Origin of the sequence: Bradyrhizobium sp. BEA-2-5 (assembly GCF_032918025.1) — a bacterium.
Classification (GTDB): Bacteria; Pseudomonadota; Alphaproteobacteria; order Rhizobiales; family Xanthobacteraceae; genus Bradyrhizobium; species Bradyrhizobium pachyrhizi.
In genome coordinates this window covers 606,727-633,691 of sequence record NZ_CP136629.1, presented here as the reverse complement: position 1 = coordinate 633,691, position 26,965 = coordinate 606,727, and the positions used below count along the sequence as shown (strand labels likewise).

Sequence of the window (26,965 nt, the reverse complement as noted above, 5' to 3'; positions counted from 1 at the left end):
GCGTGCACTCGGCTCTTCGATGCGATCAGAATGCACAATATCAATTGCTGCCGCCGAACAGCATCTGGACCGCCGACTGCACGCCATTCATTCGCCCCTCGAACGGAATTCTCCCGTCGGATGGCCCTCCGACCGCGATGCGGGGGAGCCCAAAAGGATTCAGCTTGCGATCAGATATCTGTCCATGCCGAGTTGTGACTGCGGTCGAAAAACCGACCTCCACCGCGAGATGTTGTTCTCGATCACCGCATGCCCTGGAGTTGCCGTAGGGAAAAGCGACGTGCCGAACCGGGCGCTGAAGCAGTCTCTCAAGATAGGTGCGGTTACCCGCCATTTCGGCACGCGCTGAAGCTGCATTCAGGTACGCGAGCGCTGGATGCGATTCCGTGTGTCCGCCAATCGTGGCCAGGGGGTGTCGTGCCAGGACCTGAAGCTCGCGCTCATTGATGAAATAGGCGTCGTTCAAGGCCTCCAGCGACAGATCGGCCTTGCTGAACGTAGGGGCGAGCATCTCGACTCGTTGGTAATCTTCATGGACCCAGTTGCTCACCTTCTCCAGGGCCGATACCTTCTCGTCAAAATCGCGACAGCTGAATCGCATGTTCATTGCGTCGATCGCAAGACTGTCTCTCGAGCGGAATAGGTCCCGCAAGCCCAGCCACCACGGTTGCAGCGTCCGCGTCACCGCACCCGTTGGAACATATACGGTGAAGGGCGCATTATTTCGCTCAAGGATCGGCAATGCCGTCGTGACGTTGTCCTTGTAGCCGTCGTCGAAGGTAAGCACCGCATAGCGGCGGGGTTCAGGATCCACCGCCAGCCGCTCGAGACATGCATCGAGACTGACAATCTCCCATCCCTGCTGGCGCAGCCACTTCAGGGTGTATTCAAAGAAATCAGGCGATGCACCGGTCTTCAGCTCCGAGCGCCAGTCCGACTGAATCTCATGGAACATCAGGATGGCGGCCCTGCCGGCAAATACCTTGCGTAAAGCAGGCGCGAGTCCCGCCCAACTAGCCGCATGGAATATCGTTCGGCTGAGAAGTCGCTTCACGCGAAATCACCACCGGACAGGTTGATTGCGCGCAAGCCGACCAAGCGTCTTCGGTGCCCATGTGATTGCGTGCGCGATCTGCCCATGCTCATCTCAAATAGCCCTCGTGAACGCAGCAGTGTTTCCGACGGGAAACACCCCTCCATTTATCGACAAACCGCACCGCTCTGGCAACCACGGCGCTGGTACTCACTACTGGGTACCCCAGATTTCATCGCCTCCACTCTGAATGCGCCGCCTGCATCGAACTGCTTTCACGGTAGCTTTTCGTCAGACACAGAGTGCACCGGCCACTGGTGATGCCGGCGTTCGTGATGCGCGTGTCGAGGGCCTTTATGAAAGTACTGCTCGCCAATAAGTTTCTGTTCAACAACGGTGGCGCAGAGGCAGTGCTGCTTCAGGAAAGAATGTTCCTGACGAGCAGCGGGGCGGACGTCATTGACTTCGCGATGCAGCACGAGCGGAACATCGAATCCCGCTACGCAAATCACTTCGTATCTCGCCAGGAATACCGGACCGGCGGCCGTCTCGCCAAGATCAAGAGCGCGCTCTCATTGATTCACTCGCGCGAAGCCGTGAGCAAGCTGGCATCCCTGATCGAGGAGACCCGACCGGACCTGATGCACTGCCACAACATCTATCATCAGCTGACCCCGTCGATTGTCGGCGTCGCCAAGTCGCGCGGGATTCCGGTCGTGCTGACCCTGCACGATTCGAAGCCGGTGTGTCCGGTGCACACCCGCATGCGAGAGGACCAATTATGTTCATCGTGTCTCGCCGGCGATTTCCATCACGTGCTGATGCACCGTTGCGCTGACGGCTCGATCGCACAGAGCGCCACGCTTTACATGGAAGCGGTCATTCAGCGCTGGTTTGGCAGCTACGAGAAGGTGGATCGCTTCCTCGCGCCGAGCCAGTTCATGCGGGAGTCGGTGCTGCCTCGGTTCGCCGCGGACCGGGTCCAGGTGCTCTACAACGGCGTGGATGTCAGCGGCATTTCGGCGAGCGATCGGGACAAGGGATACGTGCTCTATTGCGGCCGGCTCGCGCCGGGAAAGGGTGCGGAGACGCTGTTGCGCGCCCACGAAGCAGCGGACTTCCGGTGGCCTCTCGTCGTCGCAGGATCCGGCCCGCTGGCGGATAGTTTGAAGGCGCAGTTCACCCGGAATGTGCGTTTCGCGGGCCAGCTTTCCGGCGAGACTTTAAACGAGACGATCGCCGAGGCTTCCGTGGTGGTTGTGCCTTCGGAGTGGTGCGAGAACTGCCCGATGTCGGTGCTGGAGGCGATGGCCTATGGCAAGGCGGTCGTAGCGACCCGCGTCGGCGGCATTCCGGAGCTCGTGGACGATCGTGTGACGGGGCTTTTGTTTGAACCCGGCAATACGGACGAGCTTCGTCATCACCTCGATTGCCTGATGAACGACGCCACACGCCGTGCAGGCATGGGAGCAGCAGGAAGAAGCCGCGTCGAGGCGGACTTCTCTCTCGAGAAGCATAACACCGAGCTGATGGCCGTCTACCGATCACTGGTGAGCGAGCGGCCTTCATCGCATTGAGGATTGCAAATGGACCTCACCGTAATCTCCACGTTTCGTTGCAACTCGAGATGCCAGATGTGTTACATCTGGAAGAATCCGACCGATCCAAAGGAAGAGGTCACGCTCGAGACCCTGGCGAAACTTCCTGCGGGGTTCGACAATCTCAATATCTCCGGCGGAGAGCCGACCCTGCGGAAGGATCTGGCCGAGATGGTGGACCTGCTCCACCCCAAGGCCCGGATCATAGAGATCAGCTCGAACGGCCTGCATCCCGAGCGTCTCCTGCCCATCGTCAAGAAGCACCCGAAGATAAAGGTTCGTTTCAGCCTCGAGGGTGACGCGACCACCAGCGACTGCATCCGCGGCGAGAAGGACGGCTACGCCACGAAGGTCGCCGGACTTCGCATGCTGCAGGAGGCAGGTGGGCAGGACCTGGGATTCGCCTTCGTCATCCAGGACGAGAATGTGGCCCAGCTCGTTCGAACCTATGAACTGGCGCGTTCGATGGGGTTCGAGCTGGCGACGTCGACGCTCCACAATGCCTGGCAGTTCTACAAGAACGACAATTACTTCTACGAACGTGTCGCGGTGGCCCGGCAAGTCGAAGGGCTTATCACTGCGATGCTCAAGAGCAACAAGCCGAAGAACTGGTTTCGCGCCTACCTGAATTTGGGCTTGATCGAAAAGATCCTCGGCCACCCGCGGTTGATCCGCTGCAGCGCGGGGACGGATTTCGCATTCATCGACCCGTGGTCCGATGTGTGGGCCTGCAACGTGCGGTCGGACCTGCCGCTGGGCAATTTGGCGCGCCAATCCTGGAGCGAGATCATGGCCAGTGACACGGCCAAGAACTCCGTCGCCAAGGTTCACGCTTGCCAACAAAACTGCTGGATGGTGACGACCGCGCGCACGGCAATGCGCTCAACGCTGATTCCGCAGGCACCGAAGATGGGTCCGCTCATCTGGGTGCTGAAGAATAAGCTGAAGGTCGAGCTCGGCCGGCCGATCTGTTTCGATCAATACATCGATTATTCCAACGTCGCGCCTACTCCGCACGTCCAGCGAACGTCATTCCTCAACGAAAAGCAAAAGGCACGGTTGGTGCGCGGGAGAGAGACGGTCGACGCCCGATACCCGCTCAAGGAATTCCTAAATAACTGATTGGACAGAAGGAGGGTGCAGTGAGTGCGGATCATCTGGTACTGCGGGTGATCATGCTTGGCTTGCGCGGGTTTCCCAATGTGCAGGGAGGAGTGGAAGTTCACGCGGAGCACCTGTGCCCCCATCTCAAGGAACTGGGCTGCGATGTCGAGGTGATCGTTCGTTCCTCCTATATGCCGCCTGATCGCGGCGACGAGTGGCAGGGCGTACGTTACCAGCGGGTATGGTGTCCGAAGACCTCGGGTCTTGAGACAATCGTCCATTCATTCCTCGGAGTGCTTGTCGCTGCATGGCAGCGGCCGGACGTGTTGCACATCCAGGCCATCGGACCGGCCTTGATGGCGCCACTCGCGCGCTTGCTGGGACTGCATGTTGTCGTGACGCACCACGGGCCGGATTACGAACGCGAGAAGTGGGGCCGATTGGCCAGGATGGCCCTGCGCGCCGGCGAGGCCTGGGGCATGCGATTTTCCGACGGCCGCATCGTCATCTCCCAGACCATCCGAAAGCTGGTGCGGGAAAAGTACGGCCTGAATTCGGACCTCATTCCAAACGGCGTCACCTTGCCCGACGTACCGAAAAGCACTTCGGTGCTGGACAAGCTTGGGCTTACGCCGGGACGATATGTGTTGATGGTGGGTCGGCTGGTGCCAGAGAAGCGGCACACCGACCTGATTCAGGCCTTTGCCGATGCCAGACTCACCGGATGGAAGCTCGTGTTCGTCGGCGCCTCCGAGCATCCCGACGCGTATACGGAGATGCTTGCGGCACGCGCTGGAGCGACCGCTGGGGTGATCATGGCGGGCTTCCAGTGCGGGCTCGCACTGCGGGAGCTATACGCCCACGCAGGCATTTTCGTTTTGCCATCCTCGCACGAAGGCTTGCCGATCGCGCTGCTGGAAGCTTTGAGCTTCGGTTTGCCCGTGGTGGCCAGTGACATTCCTGCTCACCTGGAGATCGGATTGAATGACGCGCACTATTTTCATGTGGGAGATGTATCAGGGCTCGCGGATCGCCTGGCATCGTTTGCGCACAGTCCGTGGCCGCTGGAGTTGCGCGAGAAGACACGCAACTGGTTGGCCGAACGGGAAGACTGGCGCTCTATCGCGGAGCGCACTCTCGGATGCTATCGCAGAGCAATTGAGCCTCGTCGAGGCGGTCCTCATGCGCGGTCCCGGGCGGCGCCGCCCAGCACCGCCTAGCGAGCTACGCACGCGGCGCGCCGGCCAACGCGCGATTCCCGTCCTGCAATTGAGGTATCGCCTCAAGTCGATCGAACCAAAGCGACGTTCAAGATGAATATGCTTTTGCTGTATTTCCTCATCTATACGTTCTTTCGATCGATCTCCAACGGCCTCGACCGTCTGTCCGGGACGAGCTTTTCCATGATCCTGTCGCTCACCGTCATCGGGATCGGTGTTGTGGCCGCCTGGCACACGCGACATGTCAGGATACATAAAAGACTCTTCGTACTTTTGATATGCATGTCCGTCTTTTTTGCCGCTTGCGTGCTGTCATTTGTCATCAATGGTTTCGGAGCGGGCAAGATTATCGACCAGTATGCCGCCTGGTACGAGATGTTCAGGTATGTGTACCTGATCATGTTCGTGACACTGCTCTCCGCCCTTTATCGGCATCCGAATTTTTGTCCGAGCGTGCATCGTGTTTACGTGTTGCTGTTATTCGTCATTTCCGCGGTGGGGCTCGGTCAATACCTGACCGGTCATGCAGAGCTCGTCACGCAATACGACAAGTTTGAACGGGTCGCGGGTCTTTCTTCGCACCCGGTACCCTACAGTCTTGAGATCGTGCTGACCTTTTTCGTTTGCGAGCTGTCGCGCCGGAAAATGCGCCTTCCCATTCAGCACTTTCACATCGCGGTGTACTTGCTGTTTCTTGTTGCCCTGGTCCTTTCTGCTTCAAGGACCGGTGTCGCGCTGCTCGGAGTGACCCTCACCGTATACCTCTTTGTCCAGCGGCCGGCCCTCCTTCCCGTGTTCGCGGCAGCATTCGCGATCCTCCTATGGATATCTCCGTTTGGAGAGTTGTTTTCGGACCTGAGCACCGTTCCGGAATATATCATAAGAGGCGAATATGCGGTGTGGGACTGGCGCACCGCGCCGACCTCGGTCCATTGGCGCATTCACCACTGGTACTATCTGTCCACACTTGGATTGGAACGAGCGTGGATCGGATATGGCCCCGGTCAAGTAGGGTTCTATAGCCCGTTTTCTCTTTTGGCGCATAGTCAGTTCGTGGAAATATTCTTCGAGTCGGGCGTGGTCGGCCTGATCACCTTTGCCATGTTTTGGTTCAGTCTTCCGCTGGCCGCAATGTCGGACGGGCGGCGGCTCGTTTCCTCATATGGAAAACGGTCAGCAGAAATTGGAGTCCTGCACTTGTGGCTTGCGATGTTTGCCGGCGTCACGCTGGTCGCATCGTTCGATGCGAGCTTCGACAGGGAAACGGTGGCGTTTTCGCACTTGATCGTCAGTATGTTTGTTGTGCTGGCTCAACCTGAAGCCGTCACCGAACGTGACTCAGGATCGCGCTACTCATACATCTCGATGACTGCTGGTTCGCGGATTGAAGCATCGGCGAGCCGAGGAACTATCTGAACAGCAACATGGCCGCTGTTGGCAGCATCGGCCGATACTGGTTATGAGCACTTCCCATGAAAGAGCATCTTGCCGCTCTCATGTTACTCGGCGCCCTCGTCTCATTGGCGAGCGCCGCGACGATAGCGCCTCCGTTCCAGTACGGACGATGCAGCGACAACCGTAATCTCTTGTTAGAGATCGAATCTGCGTCGCACATGACGCAGCGGGGAATGTGTCATCACAATCCAGTGCTGCAGGTGCAACTACACAAGCGTCCGGTACTCAAACCCATCTGCACGTCCTTGTCGATCGATTGTGTGGTTTCGCAGACTTCCGGATATGACAACGGAATATATCCACACGGAGTCAGGACCTATTTCTCGTGGTATGCAGGCGGCCCCGCCGCCACCGGGAACATTGTTTCTCCTACCGACTTCTCTTCACTGACGGGTTGGGGACAGATTTATCCGCAAGTCGGTGTTTCGAACGTTGCTGCCAACGTCTACTTGAAGGACTATCGCGTCTATGTGCACTTGACGAGTGGCGGTTGGCAACTTGTACAAGATCAAGCCACGAATTCCATCGGTGGCCGGCATTACGTGGCAGACTTCTCCAACAACTCCTCTTCGGAAATGAGTCTCGTTGTTCAGTCTGACGGAAGCGTAAGAATGGACTCGCCAGCATCCGACTATAATAATCATTTCTGGATTGAGCCGAGAGGATCGTATACTCCCGGAACAGTCGACGGGGTGTTCTCGCTGGCACAGCTACGCACCGATGATGCAAGTGCAAATCTGATCGCAAACTTTGGAGCTGACTGGTGGAGAAACACCTCAGCTCCGTACCTCTACCAAAATGGAGTGTTTGTAAATAATCCCGGCATCGGCATGGGCACTTGGGTCAAGTTGACGACGACGTACCAGTACTTCTTCTTCACGACCATGACCGAAGCGCAACTACAAGCCGACCCGCCGCCCTTGAGATAGCTGAACAGCGCTTCAGTGCTCGACAGATCCGCTCGGGCACTTGCCGCAACAGCCTCCGCGTCCAAGCGCGCGGCGCGCTCGCCAAGGATCATCGCATCCGCGGCGGCAAGATCCGAGGGGGTGGTTCAGGAGCGGTCACGATGGCGATGGAAATCCAGAATATCCCGTTCAGCCCTGAGCTTGCTGACCTCACGCCTGAGCCGCGCAATTACCTCTGCTGCTCGGGCTTCATCTGGCCGTGACCCGGCAAAGGCCTGCACAGGATCGGAGCCGAACTCCTTCACTCATTTTCGCAAAACATTCTCGTGAACCTCCCAGGTCTCGGGCGGCTTGCGCCGCCGATACCCGCGTTCTAGCTGGCGAGAACCATCAGTGATGCCCCGCCGAGCAAGCGCACAGACAGGTCCTCTCCGGCAACAGTCCGGACAATGCGCCGCCCGGCGTTCACGAGGAGGGTTTTCGTGGTTCGCCATTCGGGGTGGAGATGGAGGAAATCTTCAAGCCTGGTGTACTGACTGTCAATGATCTCAAAGCCGGTGTCGCGCAGTGTCGCCAGAGCTGTTGCCTGATCAAAGTAATGCAGGTGACCAACCTCCTTGCGTTTCTGAAGTGGCTGATCGCGCAGAACGCTGAGGACATTAAGGTCGAGGGGGATATGAAACACATAGTATTTCGAACGCCCTCTGAGCCTTCGCAGAAAGCCCATATAGTCATCGATGTGCTCGAAAACATCGATGCACAATAGAAGATCGTAGCTTCCGCTGGTTTGCGAGAAGTCTCCGCAGTGGAAGTGCAAATTGTCCCGTTCGCGCGGTTTGGCGGCAGTGATGGCATAGGGGGCGATATCGTAGCCAACGGCGGTTGAGTCACGGAAGACGTCGTGCTCAAGCAGGGCGTTCAGAACGCCTCCCACTCCGCAACCGACGTCGACGATCGTCCGGCAGGTGATGTTGTTGGCACGCACGATCCTGGCGATCTTCGCGGCCTTGGTTCCGGCATCCTCGTCATGCCAGCCCGGATGGGCTTCGGCATAACCTTCCCCAGTATAGAGATCGCTGGACGCGAGCCCTGCCCCTCTGACGACAGCCATTGTTCTCTCCCTCAATTGAATGGCGACCTGGACGACCGATCGGGACGCCAGAGTTGCAACCAGCTCTTGCGAACCGGCACCTGAAGTGCCGTGCAGTCACGTGATGGCGACGGGAGCGCTCGCCGCGGCCAGCGAACCGCAGCCGATCCGAGAGCCTGCGTTCGAATTCGTAGGGCGCGATCGGGCGACCAGGCGGCCGCGTGTCCTTCCGGCGCCGCTGGATGGCCAAATAGTCGGGCTTCAGATTCGTCAACCCACGAGCCGCCATTCAAGAGAACCGATCCGTCTCCACCGGCAAGTGTGTTCTTGATGTTGAGGTCGTCGCAATAATCCTTGCGGGCTACCCCGAAGCGCAGAACCTAATCCGCGCTTGAATCGACAAGCATCCGTCGCTGCAACATAGGCGACCGGGAAACAAGGGACTGGGGCCGATATACGTGTGTATAAATCACACTTTGAAAGTTTTTTTGCCATTTTTGATTATTAACCAACCGGCTCAGCAGTCGGGGGGGCCAACTTCCAAAAAACCCACTGCTTGAAATCTCCTCGCGGTTCGAGGCTGCAATTCTTTGGAATCTGTTCGCGACTGAAGTTGCGAGCATGGAATATGTCGCACATCCCCGATGCGCGGCAGCGGAATTTCACGTCCTTAAATCTGGTCTGCAATGGAGAACTAATGTGGCGCTGACCGATGTCACCTATCAAAATACGCCTGGCAACAGCGAAGGGTTTCCGCTTGGCGTCCCCACTAGCTATTCCTGGTACGGCGGGAGCACCGGCCATACAGGCAGCACCCCGCCCTCCAATTTCACCTCCGTCACAGGGTGGGGACAGGTCTATCCCGAATCCGGGGCAAGCAACGATTCCAATCCGGCCAACGTTCAGATCGCGAACTTCCAGACGTGGGTGCATCTGAAAACCGGCGGCTGGGTTCTCGTGCAAGATCAGGCGACGGACCCGATCGCCGGAGCGCAGTTTCTCGCCGACTTTTCCGGAAACACGAACTCTGCCTGGAGCGTGACAAGGCAGGCGGACGGCAGTGCGATGGGCGCTGCGCCCCTCAGTGGATACAACGACCATTTCTGGCCGGGCTCACGCGGCTCCTATTCCGCCGGAACGGTCGATGGCGTCTATGTCCAGGCCGATATGAGGACCACTGATCCGAACGAGCATCTCGTCGCCGATCTGGGAGCCGATTGGTGGTCGACCCCGACAGCCCCATACGTCGACGGGTTCTCCAACAATCCCGGCGCCGGGATGAGCGATTGGGTCGCACTGACGACGAACTACAAGACCCTTTACTTCACCTCGATGACTTCCGCGCAGTTGCAGGCCGACCTGCCGCCTCCGCTGCAGGGCACCTCTTCGCCCACGACACCGACGCAGCCGACGACGCCGACCGATCCCACGATACCGGCGCAACCGACGACGCCGACCGACCCCACGACGCCGACAACCCCCACGACTCCAAGCGTGACCGCACCGGTGCTCGACGTCGCGGACAAGTCGCTTTGGGTGGCCGGCAGAGGCGGTCAGGTCGACCTGGGGACGACCATTACAACGACCGACCCCAACGATAACCTCACCCTCAGCATCATGGGATTGCCGCGATATGAGACGATCACGACCGGCGACGGCACGACGCTCAGGGGCAACAACATCACCCTGACGTCCGCGCAGGTCGACAGCGGACTGACGCTGACATCGAACTACAAGGGCAATGCTCATCCGGTCGCGAACCTCACGCTGACCGCGAGCGCTATGGATCCGACCACCGGCGCTGTGATGTCGTCGGATCCGCAGACGATCCGCGTGACGGATCCCCGGCCGTCCAACTGGACTGGCGGAAACGCGGGGAGCTGGGCAAACCACGGCTTTGCTCAATTGCAGCAGCAGATGGGCGACACCAGCACCCTGGCGAACACAGCATCGCAGACGACCGGTTGGGCCGATCAAGGCGCGCGAGCGTCCCAGGCAAGCCAGGGCTTTGCGCTGCTGAACCAGTATCTGGCCGGTAGCTCCGGTCGGGTCGACGCTGGTCAGATCGTGGCGGCCATGTCGAATGGGACCGGCTGGACGCACAACTCGTTCCTGAGCAAGCCTCAAGGTTGATCCGGCTACTGCACCCGGGGGCTCTGCGCCCGGGTGCAGTACCATCAACGTGTTGGGAATTGAAAACGGGTGGTCGATCGCGGGCAGTAACGGCGAAGGGACTGTCACGCGCGGGTCTTGGTGTCGGTTGGCTTCATCGCTCGCATCTGTTTCCGAGCGATAGAAATGCGTGCTGGCGCAACAGCTTCGGGTATGCGGCAAATTTGCGCGCAACATAACGGTGCAAAAATCAAGATTTGAAACTTTTTTCGCCATTTTTGCGCATTAACGAACCGGTTCAGCAGTCGGGGGGCCACGTCGAAAATCCCACTGCTTTGAAATCCCCTCGCGGTTCGAGGCCCTAGTGCTTTGATGTTGCTTGCGCCTTTTGGCTGCGAGCAAGCGGTATGTCGCATGCTCTGTCGATGCGCGACATTGGAATTCCCAGTCTTTGGAAATGCATGAGAAGGAACACTAACGCGGCCGGGTAGCCGCGAAGGGTTGAGTAAGAATGGCGATCCAGAACGGAAATGCCCCCGCTGCAGATCTAGGGCTTCGCGCGCTAGCTCTGTTCCTGCGCCTCCATGGCGTGAATACTGTGCCGGACCAGCTCCGCGATCGTTGCGGGAGCGACGAGATCGGCATCCGCGCGATGCTTCGCTGCGCGCGCGAATTCGGGGTCAAGGTCCGTTCGCGGACAATGGATTGGACCCGCCTTGCGGGTATCCAGCTGCCCGGAATCGCCTCGCTGCGTGACGGCGGATTTCTGCTGCTCGGCAAGATCGACGACCAGGTGGCGCTTGTGCTGCACCCGACCTCGCCGCATCCGAGCCGGATGACGCGCGCGGAATTCGAAGCGATCTGGGATGGCGGTTTGATCTGTGCTGGATCACAGAGCCTCGCACAGCGCGCACGTCATGCATTTGCCGGCATCCGCACGCGCTCGTTTGACCTGGGCGCCGGCCTGATGCACCGCGCCGGCGGGGGCCTGATGCGTGCCCGTGACGGCCTCACGAAGAGCTTCTTGACGATGAGACCTGGCATCCTGATGCGCGGGCCTCTCGACGATGTCGCAGACCATCCGGCGAACACCGAATCCCCGGCCGCCGGCGTCGACTCCGAAAACGACGATGAATCCGGGCTCATTGCGCTGGCGATCTTGCTGCGTTGCCATGGCATCGCTGCCGACCCCGGCCAAATTCGCCACCGGATCGGCGCAGCGCGCCTCGGCGTTACTGAGATATTGCGCTGTGCCAAGGAATTCGGGCTCAAGGCAAAGGTGCAGAGGACGAGCTGGAACAGGCTTGCCGTCACCCCGCTGCCGGGCATCGCGCTGCTGCGCGACGGCAGCTTCCTGATCCTCGGCAAGGTTATCGACGACAAGCTCCTCATTCAGCGCCCGCTGTCTCCGCGGCCCGAAGCAATCACCCAGGCGCAACTCGAGGCCATCTGGGACGGTGGCATCATCCTGATGGCCCGGCGCGCGAGCCTGACCGACCTCGCGCGGCGCTTCGATATCTCCTGGTTCGTCGGCGCCATGCAAAAGTATCGTCGCCTGCTCGGCGAGGTGCTGGCGGCGTCGTTCTTCCTTCAGATCTTCGCCGTTGTCTCGCCGCTGTTCTTCCAGGTGGTGATCGACAAGGTGCTCGTGCATCGAAGCATGAGCACGCTCGACGTGCTGGTCGTCGGGCTTGTCGTACTGACCGTGTTCGAGGCCGTTCTCGAGACGCTGCGTGTCTATCAGTTCGCGCATACGACAAACCGTATCGACGTCGAGCTCGGCGCCAGGTTGTTCCGTCATCTGTTGGCGCTGCCGATCGCCTATTTCCAGGCCCGCCGCGTCGGCGATTCGGTGGCGCGCGTCCGCGAGCTCGAGAACATCCGCCAGTTCCTGACCAGCTCGGCGCTCACACTGGTGATCGATCTGCTGTTCACCGTCGTCTTCCTTGCGGTGATGTTCTACTACTCGACGACGTTGACGTGGATCGTGCTGGCGTCCTTCCCGCTCTACATCGGCATCTCCGCGGGAGCCGCGCCGCTGTTCCGTCGGCGCCTCGACGAGAAGTTCAATCGCGGTTCGGAGAACCAGGCCTTTCTCGTTGAGAGCGTCACCGCCATGGAAACGCTCAAGGCGATGGCCGTGGAGCCTCAGATGCAACGCCGCTGGGAGCAACAGCTGGCCGGCTATGTGTCCGCAAGCTTCCGCGTGCTCAGCCTGAACAACACGGCGAGCCAGGCGGTCCAGATGATCAACAAGCTGGTCATCGCCGCGACCCTTTACTTCGGCGCCCGCCTGGTGGTCAGCGGAGACCTGACTGTCGGCGAGCTCGTCGCGTTCAACATGCTGGCCGCGCGCGTCAGCGCGCCGGTTCTGCGGCTCGCACAGATCTGGCAGGACTTCCATCAAGCCCGCCTCTCGATCGATCGTCTCGGCGACATCCTCAACACCATTCCCGAGCCGAGCTTCACGCCGGCCCGCGCGGCGCTGCCGCCGATCCGCGGCCAGGTCACATTCGAGCACGCGACTTTCCGCTACCGCATCGACGGCCCCGAGGTGCTGCACGACGTGTCCTTCAGCGTCGAGCCAGGCCAGGTCATCGGCATCGTGGGTTCGTCGGGCTCGGGCAAGAGCACCGTCACCAAGCTGATCCAGCGTCTCTATGTCCCGGAGAGCGGACGCGTGCTCGTCGACGGCGTCGACCTCGCGATGGTCGATCTGAGCTGGCTGCGGCGCCAGATCGGCGTCGTGCTGCAGGAGAACGTACTGTTCAACTGCACGATCCGTGACAACATCGCGTTGGCCGATCCGGCGATGCCGATGGAGCGCGTCATCGAAGCGGCAGAGCTAGCCGGCGCCCACGACTTCATCCTCGAACTGCCGGAGGGTTACGACACCGTCGTGGGTGAGCGCGGCAGCAGCCTGTCCGGCGGGCAGCGCCAGCGCATCGCAATCGCGCGTGCACTCATCACCGATCCACGCATCCTGATCCTGGACGAGGCGACCAGCGCGCTGGACTACGAAAGCGAGCGCGCGATCCAGCAGAACATGAGGCGGATTTCCGCCGGACGGACCGTGTTCGTCATCGCCCACCGGCTGTCGACGGTGCGCAATGCGAGCCGGATCATCACCCTCGAGCATGGCCGCATCGTCGAGGACGGCAGCCATGACGAGCTGATCCGCACCAACGGCCGTTACGCCAACCTCCATTATCTGCAGGCCGGTATCCATGACGTCCGCTAGCCGCAACATCGTCGCGTTCCCGAGACGCGAACCTCGCCGCCGCGAGCAAGAAATCGCCTTTCTACCGGCGGCGCTCGAGATCGCCGAATCGCCGCCATCACCGATCGGGCGCGCGATCGGGGCCTGCATCATCGCCGTGTTCTGCATCGCGCTGGTGTGGGCGACGCTCGGCAGCGTCGATATCGTCGCCAGCGCGACCGGCAAGATCGTGCCGGGCGGGCGCACCAAGCTGATCCAGCCGTTCGAGACCGGCGTCGTCCGCGCCATCCGCGTCCGCGACGGCCAGACCGTCAAGGCCGGCGACGTCCTGATCGAGCTGGACCCGACGATGACGGAAGCCGACCAGGAGCGCCAGAAGAGCGATCTGCTTGCAGCCGAGCTGGACGTCGCGCGGCTGCGCGCCGCGCTGGCCGCAGACCCGCTCGCGGCCTTCCAGCCGCCGCAAAACGCGAGTGCAGCCGATATCGAGATGCATCGCCAGTTCCTGATCAGCCAGCGCGCCGAACAGAACGCAAAGCTTTCTGAAATCGAGCGCCAGCAGGGGCAGAAGGAGGCGGAGCGGGCGACCACATCGGCGAGCGTCGCCAAGCTGGAGGCGACGATCCCGGTGCTGAAGGAGCGCGTCGACATCCGCAAGGGTCTCGTCGAGAAGGCATTGGCGTCGAAGGTCGTCTATCTCTCGGAGTATCAGGAGCTGGTCGCCATGCAGCAGGACCTCGTCCTGCAGCAGAGCCGGCTGCGCGAAGCCGATGCGGCGATCGCGCTGCTGAAGGAGACCAAAGACAAGACTGCCGCGGAGTATCGCCGCGCGACCTATGATGCCCTTGCGAAGGCCGAGCAGAAGGCTGCGAGCGCCGCCCAGGAGGTCGTCAAGGCGGATCGGCGAACGAAGCTCCAGCGCTTGACCGCACCGGTCGACGGCGTCGTGCAGCAGCTTGCCGTTCATACGGTGGGCGGCGTGGTGACGCCCGCTCAGGCGCTGGCCGTCGTGGTCCCGAGCGAGAGCCAGCTCGAGATCGAGGCCATGCTGTCGAACCGCGACATCGGCTTCGTTCATCCCGGCCAAAAGGCGGAGATCAAGGTCGATACGTTCAACTTCACCCGGTACGGGCTGCTTCATGGCGATGTGCTCAGCGTGTCGACGGATGCCATCACGCGCGAAAAGCAACAGGGCAGCCCCAATGACCGGACATTGGGCGCGGCACAGAGCAGCAGCGAGCCTAAAGGTCAGGAGCTGGAATACGCCGCGCGCGTTTCGCTCGACCGGACGCACATGCAAATCGAGGACAAGCTCGTCAAGCTCGGGCCGGGCATGGCAGTGACGGTCGAAATCAAGACCGGCACGCGCAGGATCATCAGCTACCTGCTTTCGCCGCTGGCAAGGTACCGGCAGGAGGCCCTGCGCGAACGGTAAAGCGAAGCCCGTCGCCGGACGTTGCGGCCGGGCGAGGCGCCACTCGCGTGAGAGCGAAGCTGATCGCGGTGGTGCCCGTCGTCAGGACGATGGCGGTGAAATTGCCGGTGGATTGCCACATGCGCTATCGGCGCAGCGCTTCCAGACGCGATTTCGCCTCCTGGACTCCCGCGGCGTTGGCCTTGGCATAGAGGTCTTGTGCCCTGCGCTCGTCGCCGCGCGTGCCGTAAGTCCCCCACTTCGCAAGAATCAGGGGATCGTAGGTTTCTGCCAACGCGAAGCTCGCCTGGGCGCTGCCCATTTCCACGGCGCGCTCGAGTACAAGCCGCGCCGCGCCTATGTCGCCCTGACGCAGCAAGGAGCTCGCCCGCGCAACCAACCCTCCCGCTTCCGCAGCCTGCTCGGGAGCAGGCTGGGCAACCGCGCGAGCAGGCGCCGCTCGGGTCTGTTCGGCGGTCGGATTGGTGGCCACTTCGATGGACTTGTCCCGCGCGGTCGCACCGGTCGTCAAGGCCGCGCCGTGCGCCTTGCGATCCTCGGCCTCATACGCATGGATTGCGCTCCGCGACAAAGGGAGGTGCTGTGGCTGCACGTCGATCCTGGCGCGCAATTGCCTCAATTCGGCAGCGCTGGCTTCGGCCGCCTGCTTCTGCAGCAACACTTCCTCGTTTGCCTTTGCCGCCCGCACCGTCTGGGTCTCGCTATCGCGATGCGCTGCCGCCAGATCTTGCTCCAGCCGTGCGGACCGCTCACGCTCCTTTTGCAGGTCCGCCGCAGCGCTCTTTCCCGCTGCTTGCAGCCGGGACGTTTCTTTGCCCGCTTCGGTCACGAGCACGGCCTTGCTCTCGACATCACGTCGCGCCGCCGCAAGATCCTGCTCCAGCCGCGCGGACCGCTCACGCTCCTTTTGCAGGTCCGCCGCAGCACTCTTTCCCGCCGCTTGCAGCCGGGACGTTTCCTTGCCCGCTTCGGTCACGAGCACGGCCTTGCTCTCGACATCACGCCGCGCCGCCGCAAGATCCTGCTCCAGCCGGGCGGACCGCTCATGCTCCCTTTGCAGGTCGGCCGCGCCGCTCTTTTCCACCACCTTCAGCCGGGATACTTCCTCGTCTGCTTTCGTCACCAGCGCCGTCTTGGTCGCGACATCGCGCCGCGCTGCCGCAAGATCCTGCTCCAGCCGGTCAGCCCGCGCCGCTTGCAGTGAGTTCTGCAACTCTGCCGCACCGCTTTCCCTTTCCCGCTTCAGTCGGGCGGTTTCCTCGCTCGCTTTCGCCGCGAGCGCGGTTTGCGTCTCGACATCGCGGCGGGCAGCCGCAAGATCTTGCTCCAGCCGCACCAGTCGCTCACGTTCGTCCGGTGTGGCTTTGTGAACCGAAGCTGCGCCGCTCTCGGCCGCCTGCCTGAGCTCCGCCGCTTCTTCACCGGCCTTGCGTGCCTGCGCCTCGAAGGCGTAGATCGTGCTTCGCGTCTGGGAAAGCTCCTGTGCCAGCGCGTCGGCCTTCGCGCGCGATTCCCGCAGTTCGGCGGCCCCGGCCTCCACCGTCCGCTTCTGCCGCAGGGCTTCATCGGCCGCCTTTGCCGCCATCGCGGTCTGGGCCTCGACATCACGCCGCGCGACCGCAAGATCCTGCTCCAGCCGCGCGGACCGCTCTCGCTCCTTTTGCAGGGAGCCCTGCGACTCGGCCGCTCCGCTTTCGCTTTGCTGTTTCAGTCGGGAAACCTCCTCGCCTGCTTTGGTCGCCAGCGCGGCCTGGGTCTCGACATTGCTGCGAGCAGCCGCAAGATCCCGCTCCAGCCGCGCGAACCGCTCACCTTCGTCGGGTGCGAATTTGCTGGCCGAAGCCGTGCAGCTTGCAACCGCCTGCTTGAGCTCCGTCGCTTCGTCTCCGGATTTGCGGACTTGGGCTTCGTATGCATAGATCGAGCTCCGCGACAGCGAGAGGTCTCGTGCCAGCGCCTCGGCTCGTTCGCGCAATTGCCTGAGCTCGGCAGCTCCGACGTCCGCTGCCTGCTTCTGCCGCAGAGCTTCTTCCTTTGTCGTTGTCGCCAATGCCATCTGGGTCTCGACATCCTGCCGCGCTGCCGCCAAATCCTGCTCCAGCTGCGCGCTCCGCTCGCGCTCCCGTTGCAGGGACGACTGCAGCTCCATAGCGCCGCTCTCACGCATCCCCTGCAGCCGGGAAACCTCCTCGCCTGCCTTTGCCGCCAGCGCAGTCTGGGTCTCGACGTTGCGGCGCAACGCCTCGAGATCCTGCTCGAGCCGCGCGGACCGCTCGCGCTCCCGCTGTAGATCAGCCGCGCCGCCTTCCGCCGCTGCTTTCAGCCCAGACGCTTCCTCACCCGTTTTTGTCGCCAGCACGGTCTGGGTTTCGACATCACGCCGCGCTGCCGCCAGATCCCGCTCCAGGCGCTCCGCCCGCTCACGCGTCTCTTGCAGGGAGTTCAGCAACTCCGCGCCGCCCTGCGCGGCCTGCTTCTCTTGGACCGCCTTGTCCGTCAACGCGGCCTGGGCCTCGATATCGCGGCGCGCCGCCGCGAGACTCTGCTCCATCGACTCGGCCCGATAGCGCTCTTGCTCGAGGCGTTGCAGCAACTCGATGTCACGTCTTGCATTCGTCAGTTCGCAGGAGAGCGACTCCGCCCAGTTGTATTCCCGTTTCGAAGCCTGCCCCGTGTCGCTGACGCTCGCTTGGGCAACCTGCACCGGTCTGTCATTACCGCCTCGACCCGGCGGCGAGGCTTCGAGAGCGCCGCTCCTTGCCGCTTCGATGAAACCGAGACTGCGGGCGGCCGCCGCATGCTGCGGTTGCGTCGACGGGCCCGCCGGGGCCGGGGACGCCCGTGTTTCCGGCGCGCACGCCATTGCGAGCAAGGCAGCGGTCGTCCACGACAGCGCGGACCGTCCCGCCTTGGGCAGCAGCCGGCACGACGAATCTGCGACGTCGCAGCGGGCAACTTCCTTGTCCTTGAGGATCACCGGGCCCATCTGCAATCACCTGCCGCGCGGCGACACGATCTGTTGAGGTACGGCATTATGCGCCGTACCGCAGCGCGAAGCCTACAGCCCGCATGGAGGACCCCACCCACCCCTTTCGGGTTAGGCCGCAGATCACGGCTTCACATAGGACCAGCCCTTCTCCTGCAGTTCCATCACGCGCACGACGCCTGACTTCACCACCTCCGCCTGGCGAACAATCGGGATGTCCTTGTTTTCGGCCTTGTGCATTTTTTCCTGGGTATTGCCGCAGGCCTTGAACGAGACCTCCGGCGTGCTCAGCGCCATTTCCTCAAGACGGGCTTTCACCGGCGAGGTGTCGTCGCGCAGCATGTGCAGGCCGGGTCCGAAGGTGACCACCTCGATCTTCACCTTCTCGCCGAGATCCTTGTAATACTGCGCAACGTTGATTGCGTTGTTGAGCGCGAGATTCATGGCTGCGGGATCGTTCGTGTTCACCTGCAGGATCAGGTTGTGCGACTTGGCGTTGGATGGAAGCCGGGCGTTGGCGTTGAGAGGAGACCGTTCCCTCTTGTGGGTCGTCGCCTTGCGCGAGACGTGAACCCTTTGGACCTTTTCTGAAACGTGCTGATAGTCCGCAGTGCGGTTCGTTGTTGTCGGTGTCCAATATCGTCCGCCGCCTTGCTCCGCCGCAGCGTATGAAGCGGCCAAGAGCGCCGTTGCGGCTCCGATGATGGTTACCTTCGCAATATGCTGAAACACGCGCATGGATACCTCTCCTGTTAAAGACACGTTATTCAAATCCCTAGCCGTTGGGTTTTGCGGTCGGTTGTGGCCACCTGCAGGCAGCGGTGATCTTCGCGCGCACCACATCCATCCCGCCCAACGGAAACACCGCATCCAGCGCCGGTCCGGTACGGGGTGCGAGGTGAATACTGAGACCTCCGCCGTCCGGAAGGGACTGCAGCAAGCGAATCACGTCGCCGCCGAACGCAACGCCGATCCCGGACGCGGGCACGGCTGCCGCGACCTGCTGCGGCGGACCGTCGTTGATGCGGTAGGAAATCGCATATCCATCGCCGCGACCGGACACGCGGGATCCGGCGACGATCAGTTCGCTCCGCCCGCCATGGCAGCGAATCGAAAGCGTCATTCCGCTTTCGCCGGCACCGTCGCGCGATGACGTCGTGGCGGTGGCGACCGGTGAATAGTCGAGCGGTGAAGTGGTCAGGCTAACGACCCAGCTGTTACCCTGGTTCGCCTGGGGCAGCGGTGACGCCCGCGGTGTCTTTTCGGAGCACTCCGGCCGTTCGGAGCGTTCCTTGGCGGAGCAATCGCGGAGTTGGGCGATCTGGCGAAGTCCTGCCGCCGGCGCCGAAGCAATGCCGCTTGCGAGCAAGACTCCAGCCACCGCGCAGGTCGCCGCGCGTCTCATTGCGATGGATTTGCGGCGGCGCGCGGCTCGCGATCGAGCCACGCCTGCGCTGCGGGGAAGCGCGTCAGGCCGGGAACGGTTGCGGCGAGATTGATCGTCTTCCACTTTTGGTCGAAGCCCGGCTGCTGCAGCTTGTCGATCCGCGAGAACAGGTACTCCACGAAGCGCGCAAGGCGCTCATAGCGATTCGACTTTGTCGGAAAGTTGAAAGCCACCAGAGCGGTCGGCACCGCGATTGTCGTGACGCGCTCGCCCTGCTTGATGAGATTGGGATACTCCGTGGCCTCGAGCGAGGCGGGAAGATAAAAGTCTTCGAACCTCCTGTCATAGGGAACAGGCAGGAACTTGAACCCCGGCTCCCAGCGGCCGCGCACGAAAGCATCCACCGGCTTCGAGGTGATGAAGACGACCGCGGCCATCTCGCCCTTGCGCATCTGCTCGAGCGCGACCTGATGGGGAATGAAGGTTTTTTCCACATCGAGGCCAAGGCGGCTGAAGATCAGCGGCCCCGAATAGGCTGCCGCAGTACCCAGATTATTGAAGTTCACCTTCTTGCCGGCGAGATCACTCAGGCTTTGGATCTCGGGACGAACGAAGATATGCAGTTCGGACGGAAACAGGTTCAGCACGAAAGCCAGCCGTTGCTGGATATCGGGCACCTGGCTCCTGTATTCCTCGAGCACGTCGGAATTGATGATGGCGGCATCGATGCCGCGCAAATACAGCAGTGAGTTCACATTCTCCGTCGGGCCGCGCGTCACGACCGGCAACACATGCAGCTTGTCGCCATCGTCCACGACGCGGGCGATTTCGGCCGCAAGACGAATGGGCGCGCCCTCGAGCAGGCCCCCAGCGAGGCCGACCGTCCAGGCATTCATCGTCACCTGCGGCTTTTGCGGCGGTGGCTCACGTCGCAATTGGCGCGGTGCAGCAGGTTGCGCCTGTGCATCCACGGTGGACAGCGGAACGGTCGTAAGCAGCGGAATCAGCAGCGCCAGCATGCGCAACGGGTGCAATTCCCTTTTTGCGGTCTGTCCCATGGGATCTGCGCCCTCGCCGATCGGTCATTTTGTCGTAGTTTCATGCAGTTCATCGGCGCGCGCTATTTCTCCGCATGGGGGAGCCCACTACTCCTTCCGGATTATCCATTGTGCGTGTCCCCACGCCGCGGCAGCGAGGGATCGGCGTCCCGTACGGCTCGATCGCGGTCTGCAATTCGGCCGGCATCGGCAATGGCGTTTTGCCGCGTTGTTGTCGTTCTGCCGACGATCGGCGGCTTCGGTGCGGCAATTCCGCCCCGACCACGTCCCATGAACGGCTTCTGCTATTGCCCTGGCCATCGGCGTGCATTCAGCACAACTTGCGAACGCAAGCGGACGCAACCGTAGTTTGGCGTACAAGGATCGTGGAAATGGCGGAGAGAGTGGCCGCCTGTTTCGTACCCGGCAAGGTCCGGAGAGGTCCGAACTGGTCCGGTGACTAAGGCTTGGAAAGCCTTGCGCCGCAGGGATTTCTCCACTTGTTCTTACCCGTTTTCACCCGATATTGGTCGGTAGGGCCGAGCCGGGAGTCTAGCCGGGGGTTTACAGCTAGGGAAAATTGCCAATGGCATTGACCACAAAGCTGATCGCCAAGCTCACTGAGCCGGGCCGCTATGGGGACGGCAGCGGCCTCTACCTTCAGATTACCCCGACCGGTGCACGCTCGTGGCTGCTGCGCTACGAGCGCGGCGGGCGCGAGCGCGCAATGGGCCTGGGACCAGTCAAAGACTTCACACTGGAGGAAGCCCGGGAGCGGGCCCGCAAGGCACGACAGTTGCTTAAAGATGGGATCGACCCGATCGATGCCCGAACGGAGGAGCGCGCCAGCCAGGTCGCGGAGCGCGCCCTAGCGATAGCAGCGAACGTTACCTTCAGAGAATGCGCCGAACAATACTTCAAGTTTCACTCTCGCAAATGGAACAATGCCAAGCACGCCGCGCAATTTCTCTCGACAATGAAGATGTATGCTTACCCAGTGCTCGGAAAGCTGGCGGTTGCTAAGATCGACAAGGCACTCGTCCTCAAGGCGATCGAGCCAATCTGGTACACCAAGACCGAGACGGCAAGCCGGGTCCGCGGCCGGATCGAGGCCGTTCTCGATTTCGCGAAGACACGCGGCTATCGGACAGGAGAGAATCCAGCCAGCTGGGATGGCAATTTGGTCCATGCGCTGCCCGCCCGCAGTACAATTGCCAAGGTCGAGCACCACGCCGCGCTGCCATTTGTCGAACTACCCAATTTCATAGCCCAACTCGCGACTCGCGACGGCATCGCCGCGCGGGCCTTGGAATTCGCGATCCTCACCGCCAGCCGCACTGGTGAAATCGTCGGCAGTCGGTGGCCGGAGATCGATTTGGACGCGAAGCTGTGGACCATCCCGGCCGAACGCATGAAGGCGAAAAGAGAACATCGCGTGCCCCTGACCGGCCGGTCTCTTGAGATTTTGAAGGCGCTGCCTCGCGAAGGAGACTTCGTATTCCCCGGTGGCCGCAAGGGTGTTCCGATCTCAAATATGGCGATGGCCGAGCTACTGAAACGTATGGATCGTCTCGACATCACCGTCCATGGCTTCCGCTCGACATTTAGGGATTGGGCGGCGGAGAGGACCGGCTATCCAAATCACGTCGTCGAAATGGCGCTCGCCCATGTTGTTGGAAACAAGGTGGAGGCCGCCTATCGACGCGGCGATCTGTTCGCCAAGCGGGCTCGGCTCATGGCCGATTGGGCAAAGTACTGCACTGCGAAGCCGATAGTAACGACGGCAAGTAACGTCACTTCGATGAGAAGGGCGATGCGTTGACCGAAAGGCCTAAACCGAAGAAGGCTGAATCGCTGGAGATAGCCAACGCAAAGCGCAAAGCGGGGCTTTCCCTCGAGACGGCTGCCTACAAGGAGAAAAAGAGGCGACTTGGCAATGCTTGGAAGACATCAGAGTTTGAAAACGCCATGTACTTTGCTGGGGCACTCAAAATAATGGAGCCGCTCGCGAGCTTTCTTGAGTCGAAGGCAATCCTGAGGCGAAGCGATAGGCTTGCTCTCGCCCGCTTCGTTAGATCATTCGCAGCACCGAAGCCGGGACGGCCAATAGGAAGGGTGGCGGGTGATTCAAATGAGGCCCAGCGAAATGCGGTTTATCTGGTCCGGCTCGGCCAGCAGTGCTGGCGCAAGGAGAGTAAACGCCAGCGCGTACCGGCGTCCGTGACCAATGAGCTAATCGTAGTTGCCATCAAGGAGGCCTTAAAGGCCTTTCCAAAGGCGAAAATTAGCCCCGACGACGTTCGAGCATTAGTAAATAAAGCTAGTCGCAAAATAGTCGATTGACTTATTGCCGACTAGTATGGCCGATTTTTTGGTCCACTCCGTTCGACTCGGCAACGGCCGAAGGGTGATAACGGAGCATAGTATGACCGGCTCACATCGTCTCAACCGGATGTTTCGCCTACGCGAACTTCCTGAATTTGTCGGCCTTCGCCGCACACAAATTGGCGAGTTGATCAAATCGGGTGAATTTCCCAAGCCGGTGCCATTGAGCAATTCTGGCCGAGCGGTTGCTTGGCTCGAGGCCGATCTGATTGCCTGGCAAATCGCTCGCATTGCGGCGCGAAACACCAAGGCAGTGTGAGCCGTGGCCCCCAACAGCAAACCGGCCGAGGCGGTGGCACACTCGGCCGGCCTACAATTTCTGGCTGATGGTATTGCAGCTACGGTGCTTATAGCGCGCCAAGTGGGCAACAGCCACGACACAATCGAGTTGCGTAAGAACCCGACGCCCAACAGCAAGCGGCCCTGGCTGATACAACTGAACGGCCATCCGAGGTTCTCAATCTCGGAGCGACAGCTGCTGTCGCTGCGTCGGTTTCGAAATGTCGCTGTCCGGCAGCTCTCGGCTCGCGCTAGCGACCATGAACAGTGGCTGCGAGACGTTCTCGCGCTGCAGGAAGACGGTTGGCGTCCTATGATTGAGTACCTCATCGCTGCCCTCGAACTCGAACCCAGCGGTGCCGAATAATGGACACGCGCACCACTGATGCCCTTACAGACGCCGAGCGCATGATGCGGCTGTTTCCTGCAAATAAGCGCTCGCATGCTTTCATAGATTATAGCGGCGCAAAGCATCGCACGAACGACTTCAAGCTTCAGGTCAAATACGTTACCGTTCGCAGGCCTGTTACCCAGTCGGCGTGGCAGCAGCACCTTGAACACGAGCGGCATCTCTCGCTCGGACTCGCGAATGAGGAAGGGCTCAGCGCAGTCTCGTGTGTGGATGTCGACGCCTACGGCATTGACGTCGCCGGTATCGTTAACGAGGTCGACCGGCACAAACTTCCAGTTATCGTGACGAGGTCGAAGTCCGATGGAGCTCACCTGTTCGTGTTTCACGACCGACCTATACCGGTGAGCGAGGCCACGGCGGTCGCCGAGGGTATAGCTTGGACACTTGGGCTCTCGGATGAGAAGGTTGAGTATTTCCCAAAGCCACTGAGTCCTGATCCGGAGAAGCTCGTCAAAGGCCTCAATATGCCGTACTTCGGCAGTGAGGGCGCGGCCGTGAAGCGTACTGGTGCGCACATGACGCTGCACGAGTTTCTGCGCCTCGCGGAACGAAATCTGACCACAGCCGAACGGCGCGCGGCGATCGTGGCGGCCGGCACCCCGAAGAAGCGACGGCCAGTCCAAGGCAAGAGTCGCGAGGATGCCGAGAACAAACTCAATCAGTACTGCGAGGAACTTTCGGAGGCGCCATCCGGCACGCGGAACGATCTGCTCTATCGTCGTTCGAAAGATATGGGGAGGATGATCACGCCAGAATGGATCGATCGCGGAGCGGTCGAAATGGCAATCTTGGCGGCGATAGCGCACTGGGACGAACAGCCCAAGTGCCGCGACACTATGAAGAACGGCATCGAGGACGGTATGCGCGCGCCGCCTCCCGACATCGGCGCGCCGATCACAGAGGACGGCACAGCGCTAGCGTTCGCCGGGCAGCATGCGAATGATCTACGATTCGATCACGACGCCGCCAGGTGGTATCGGTGGGATGGCACGTACTGGAAACAGGACCGAACGCAGTTGGCGTTCTCGGCGGCACGCGATCTCGTTCGCGAGTTGTCACGGGATCAGCCTCAACGCATCAAGAATGTGACGTCGAGGGTGAATTTCGCCGGAAACGTCGAGAGATTTGCTCGCGCTGATCAACGGCTCGCCGTCACGCAGGAGGTCTGGGACCCAGACCCGTTTTTGATCGGAACACCCGGCGGCACGGTCGACCTCAAGCCTGGTGAACTGCGCGCCCCTCGGTCTGAGGATATGATCACGAAAATCACTACAACCACTCCTGCAGAGGCTGCAGATTGCCCAACGTGGTCCAAATTCTTAAAGGAGGCGACGTCGGACGACCCCGAGTTGATAAAGTTTCTGCAGGTCGTCTGTGGCTATGCCATGACGGGCGATACGAGCGAGCATCTACTGGTTTTCATCTACGGACCCGGCGGCAACGGTAAATCTGTCTTCTTGAACACCATCGGCGGTATCCTTGGCGACTATCACACCACAGCGGCAATGGAGACATTCACGGAGTCTTTCCACGACCGTCATCCGACCGATCTTGCCATGCTTCGGGGAAGGAGACTCGTTACCTGTGCCGAAACATCCGAAGGGCGGGCATGGGCGGAGACACGCATAAAGCAGCTCACGGGGGGCGACCCGATAACAGCTCGGTACATGCGGCAAGACTTCTTCACCTATCAGCCAACGTTTCAGTTGCTGGTCGTCGGCAATCACAAGCCGAAGCTGCACAATGTCACCGAAGCCATGCGACGTCGATTGGCGATAATTCCGTTCGTCCACGCGCCTGCCAGCCCTGACCACGAGTTGGAGCTGAAACTCCGGATAGAGTGGCCGGGCATCATGCGATGGATGATCGAGGGTTGCTTGATTTGGCAGAAGGAAGGAATCAAGCGACCCGAGATCGTCGTGGAGACCACCAAGGAGTATTTCAACGAGCAGGACCTTCCGGGCCAGTGGATCGAGGACAAACTGGAAATGGCGCCCGGAAGCAAGCTCTCGACCGTAAAGGCGTACGACTCATTCGTTGAGTTCGCGGTCCGGTCAGGCGAGCGTAGCCCGGGCGACATCAAGTGGTTTCACGAGCAGATGGAGCACCACAATATCAACAGGCGCAAGAGCCACGGCAGCCGGGTGTATATGGACGTTAGGCTCAAGCCGGACGGACTGGAGCCAATTTAATGTCGGGGGCAGGTACTGTCCGTATTTGACGGCCAGCAGCAGCTTTCGGAAGCTTGTCGTCCTCTTGCCCCTTGAAGGCACGATTTGAAGCCGAAAGAATGGTCACCGAGAAAGCGCGGGAAGACGCAGCACAAAAAGTTCGTGGAGTTGGCGCTACACGGACGTGAGGAAGCGTTCGTTGCAAGGTCAAGGCGATCTCTTCGAGTACGAAAAAGCAGTCGCGCCTAAGTTGGGGCAAAGAAAATGAATCCTAAGTTCCGGGAAGCCGTAGATTCTCTTCATCCGACATTTGAGAGGTTGATCGCTGCAGCCCCACATGTGAAAGACGGGAAGCTTCCGAAGCAAGGTGTCTATCTATTCATTGAAAATGGAAAGGCTATGTACGCGGGGAGGTCGAATACGATCCCGCGACGCCTCCGACAGCATACGAGCCCGGGATCGCAGACCAATCAAGCGGCACTAGCAACACTTATCGCCCGCAAAGAGCTTGGGTTGCCCGTTGATTACCGTAAGGGGGCACGCGAAAGGCTGCTCGCAAACCACGAGTTCATGACCGCATTTAGAAGGGCCAAAACGCGCGTTAGTGCGATGGAGTTTCGTGCGGTCGAAGAGACCGACCAGACCCGCCAAGCCCTCTTGGAAATATATTGCGCCATCACACTCGACACGCCATTCAATGATTTTGGTACGCACTGACTTTGGCGCTTGGGGTTTGCAATCGCGCATAGCACCCAGGGGGCACGTGGGGCACGCATTGACGTTGGCGCTCCGGCGCACGCGCACGCGCGTGGGCAGTATTGGGCAGAGGAGCCCCACGTGCCCCCCAGGGCATCACCGTTAAGGCGCGCGCCAACGGTCCCCGTCCGGCGCAGTTCGCGGCTAGGGGCTAGCGTGGTGGCAGTCGACCCCAAAGAAGCGATAGGCAAGCCTCTAATGGCCCTTAGGGCAACCTGCAAATTATGCGGCGGCCTGGCTACGCACCCTCGGCGGTCGGCGCGGCAGGTTGCATATAGATGCCCCATTCGGCCTTGGGCGAATTACCAAGCTTACCGGTTCGCGACGCCAGCAAGGTCCTGTCCATACAGGACAACCGGGACAACCGGGACAACCGC

At 60.9% G+C, this 26,965-nt stretch carries 20 protein-coding genes and 1 pseudogene; 14 read left to right on the top strand and 7 right to left on the bottom strand.

Going from position 1 to position 26,965, the window contains the following annotated elements; all coding sequences use genetic code 11:
- Positions 1–40: 40 nt before the first annotated feature.
- Positions 41–1,054 (bottom strand): polysaccharide deacetylase family protein, encoded by a 1,014-nt coding sequence (locus tag RX327_RS02895; protein WP_244481878.1) that lies wholly within the window; start codon positions 1,052–1,054, stop codon positions 41–43.
- A gap of 335 nt (positions 1,055–1,389) precedes the next feature.
- Between RX327_RS02895 and RX327_RS02890 the strand changes: the two genes are divergently transcribed.
- The 5 genes from RX327_RS02890 (at position 1,390) to RX327_RS02870 (ending at position 7,339) form a co-directional block, all read left to right on the top strand.
- Entirely contained in the window at positions 1,390–2,610 is a 1,221-nt protein-coding gene (locus RX327_RS02890; RefSeq protein WP_050384064.1) for a glycosyltransferase family 4 protein, read from the top strand.
- Positions 2,611–2,667: 57 nt separating this feature from the next.
- Positions 2,668–3,753 carry a radical SAM protein gene (locus RX327_RS02885; RefSeq protein ID WP_244481879.1) on the top strand — a complete coding sequence of 362 codons (1,086 nt, stop codon included), beginning with the start codon at positions 2,668–2,670 and terminating at the stop codon, positions 3,751–3,753.
- Positions 3,754–3,773: 20 nt separating this feature from the next.
- Positions 3,774–4,955, top strand: coding sequence for a glycosyltransferase family 4 protein (locus RX327_RS02880; RefSeq protein ID WP_244481880.1), 1,182 nt, complete (start codon positions 3,774–3,776; stop codon positions 4,953–4,955).
- A gap of 93 nt (positions 4,956–5,048) precedes the next feature.
- The gene (locus tag RX327_RS02875; RefSeq protein WP_050384008.1) at positions 5,049–6,371 is read left to right on the top strand and encodes an O-antigen ligase family protein; all 1,323 of its coding nucleotides are present in this window, start codon (positions 5,049–5,051) and stop codon (positions 6,369–6,371) included.
- 56 nt (positions 6,372–6,427) lie between these two features.
- Positions 6,428–7,339 carry a hypothetical protein gene (locus RX327_RS02870; RefSeq protein ID WP_080667128.1) on the top strand — a complete coding sequence of 304 codons (912 nt, stop codon included), beginning with the start codon at positions 6,428–6,430 and terminating at the stop codon, positions 7,337–7,339.
- Positions 7,340–7,494: 155 nt separating this feature from the next.
- On the opposite strand, the pseudogene RX327_RS02865 reads toward RX327_RS02870, so the two are convergent.
- Together RX327_RS02865 and RX327_RS02860 are read right to left on the bottom strand one after the other, a co-directional pair.
- Positions 7,495–7,684, bottom strand: a pseudogene (locus tag RX327_RS02865) (transposase); the annotation flags it as partial.
- 7 nt (positions 7,685–7,691) lie between these two features.
- Positions 7,692–8,429 carry a class I SAM-dependent methyltransferase gene (locus tag RX327_RS02860; protein ID WP_028335225.1) on the bottom strand — a complete coding sequence of 246 codons (738 nt, stop codon included), beginning with the start codon at positions 8,427–8,429 and terminating at the stop codon, positions 7,692–7,694.
- 678 nt (positions 8,430–9,107) lie between these two features.
- Between RX327_RS02860 and RX327_RS02855 the strand changes: the two genes are divergently transcribed.
- The 3 genes from RX327_RS02855 to RX327_RS02845 all read left to right on the top strand — a co-directional run bounded on the left by RX327_RS02855 (position 9,108) and on the right by RX327_RS02845 (position 15,175).
- Positions 9,108–10,541, top strand: coding sequence for a hypothetical protein (locus RX327_RS02855; protein WP_050384009.1), 1,434 nt, complete (start codon positions 9,108–9,110; stop codon positions 10,539–10,541).
- Between the two features lie 577 nt (positions 10,542–11,118).
- Positions 11,119–13,761 (top strand): type I secretion system permease/ATPase, encoded by a 2,643-nt coding sequence (locus RX327_RS02850; RefSeq protein ID WP_317249428.1) that lies wholly within the window; start codon positions 11,119–11,121, stop codon positions 13,759–13,761.
- On the top strand, positions 13,748–15,175 hold the full coding sequence (locus RX327_RS02845; RefSeq protein WP_050384010.1) for an HlyD family type I secretion periplasmic adaptor subunit: 1,428 nt from the start codon (positions 13,748–13,750) through the stop codon (positions 15,173–15,175). Before RX327_RS02850 ends, RX327_RS02845 begins: the two co-directional genes overlap by 14 nt.
- A gap of 124 nt (positions 15,176–15,299) precedes the next feature.
- Here RX327_RS02845 and RX327_RS02840 read toward each other — a convergent pair whose 3' ends face one another.
- From RX327_RS02840 to RX327_RS02825, 4 genes are all read right to left on the bottom strand, one after another.
- The gene (locus RX327_RS02840) at positions 15,300–18,161 is read right to left on the bottom strand and encodes a hypothetical protein (protein WP_317249427.1); all 2,862 of its coding nucleotides are present in this window, start codon (positions 18,159–18,161) and stop codon (positions 15,300–15,302) included.
- A 123-nt stretch (positions 18,162–18,284) separates the two neighbouring features.
- Positions 18,285–18,899: a DsrE family protein gene (locus tag RX327_RS02835; RefSeq protein ID WP_028335221.1), complete on the bottom strand. Its 615-nt coding sequence runs from the start codon at positions 18,897–18,899 to the stop codon at positions 18,285–18,287.
- A 37-nt stretch (positions 18,900–18,936) separates the two neighbouring features.
- Complete coding sequence (locus RX327_RS02830; protein WP_244481883.1) at positions 18,937–19,530, bottom strand: hypothetical protein; 594 nt, start codon at positions 19,528–19,530, stop codon at positions 18,937–18,939.
- Positions 19,531–19,562: 32 nt separating this feature from the next.
- A complete protein-coding gene (locus RX327_RS02825) occupies positions 19,563–20,567 on the bottom strand; it encodes a TAXI family TRAP transporter solute-binding subunit (protein WP_050384012.1) in 1,005 nt (334 codons plus the stop codon).
- A 604-nt stretch (positions 20,568–21,171) separates the two neighbouring features.
- On the opposite strand from RX327_RS02825, the gene RX327_RS02820 reads away from it, so the two are divergent.
- From RX327_RS02820 to RX327_RS02795, 6 genes are all read left to right on the top strand, one after another.
- A complete protein-coding gene (locus RX327_RS02820; protein ID WP_317249426.1) occupies positions 21,172–22,407 on the top strand; it encodes a tyrosine-type recombinase/integrase in 1,236 nt (411 codons plus the stop codon).
- A complete protein-coding gene (locus tag RX327_RS02815; protein ID WP_317249425.1) occupies positions 22,404–22,928 on the top strand; it encodes a hypothetical protein in 525 nt (174 codons plus the stop codon). Before RX327_RS02820 ends, RX327_RS02815 begins: the two co-directional genes overlap by 4 nt.
- 82 nt (positions 22,929–23,010) lie before the next feature.
- Entirely contained in the window at positions 23,011–23,229 is a 219-nt protein-coding gene (locus RX327_RS02810; RefSeq protein WP_317249424.1) for a helix-turn-helix transcriptional regulator, read from the top strand.
- Between the two features lie 3 nt (positions 23,230–23,232).
- The gene (locus RX327_RS02805) at positions 23,233–23,616 is read left to right on the top strand and encodes a hypothetical protein (RefSeq protein WP_317249423.1); all 384 of its coding nucleotides are present in this window, start codon (positions 23,233–23,235) and stop codon (positions 23,614–23,616) included.
- Positions 23,616–25,853 (top strand): phage/plasmid primase, P4 family, encoded by a 2,238-nt coding sequence (locus RX327_RS02800; RefSeq protein WP_317249422.1) that lies wholly within the window; start codon positions 23,616–23,618, stop codon positions 25,851–25,853. Before RX327_RS02805 ends, RX327_RS02800 begins: the two co-directional genes overlap by 1 nt.
- A gap of 243 nt (positions 25,854–26,096) precedes the next feature.
- Positions 26,097–26,549 (top strand): GIY-YIG nuclease family protein, encoded by a 453-nt coding sequence (locus RX327_RS02795; protein WP_317249421.1) that lies wholly within the window; start codon positions 26,097–26,099, stop codon positions 26,547–26,549.
- The last annotated feature ends 416 nt before the right edge of the window (positions 26,550–26,965 follow it).

Coding starts and splice junctions, on each gene's coding strand:
- RX327_RS02825 (WP_050384012.1), bottom strand. CDS start 20,567: ATGCTGGCGCTGCTGATTCCGCTGCTTACGACCGTTCCGCTGTCCACC.
- RX327_RS02820 (WP_317249426.1), top strand. CDS start 21,172: ATGGCATTGACCACAAAGCTGATCGCCAAGCTCACTGAGCCGGGCCGC.
- RX327_RS02870 (WP_080667128.1), top strand. CDS start 6,428: ATGAAAGAGCATCTTGCCGCTCTCATGTTACTCGGCGCCCTCGTCTCA.
- RX327_RS02890 (WP_050384064.1), top strand. CDS start 1,390: ATGAAAGTACTGCTCGCCAATAAGTTTCTGTTCAACAACGGTGGCGCA.
- RX327_RS02885 (WP_244481879.1), top strand. CDS start 2,668: ATGTGTTACATCTGGAAGAATCCGACCGATCCAAAGGAAGAGGTCACG.
- RX327_RS02840 (WP_317249427.1), bottom strand. CDS start 18,161: ATGGGCCCGGTGATCCTCAAGGACAAGGAAGTTGCCCGCTGCGACGTC.
- RX327_RS02875 (WP_050384008.1), top strand. CDS start 5,049: ATGAATATGCTTTTGCTGTATTTCCTCATCTATACGTTCTTTCGATCG.
- RX327_RS02800 (WP_317249422.1), top strand. CDS start 23,616: ATGGACACGCGCACCACTGATGCCCTTACAGACGCCGAGCGCATGATG.
- RX327_RS02810 (WP_317249424.1), top strand. CDS start 23,011: ATGACCGGCTCACATCGTCTCAACCGGATGTTTCGCCTACGCGAACTT.
- RX327_RS02795 (WP_317249421.1), top strand. CDS start 26,097: ATGAATCCTAAGTTCCGGGAAGCCGTAGATTCTCTTCATCCGACATTT.
- RX327_RS02860 (WP_028335225.1), bottom strand. CDS start 8,429: ATGGCTGTCGTCAGAGGGGCAGGGCTCGCGTCCAGCGATCTCTATACT.
- RX327_RS02835 (WP_028335221.1), bottom strand. CDS start 18,899: ATGCGCGTGTTTCAGCATATTGCGAAGGTAACCATCATCGGAGCCGCA.
- RX327_RS02845 (WP_050384010.1), top strand. CDS start 13,748: ATGACGTCCGCTAGCCGCAACATCGTCGCGTTCCCGAGACGCGAACCT.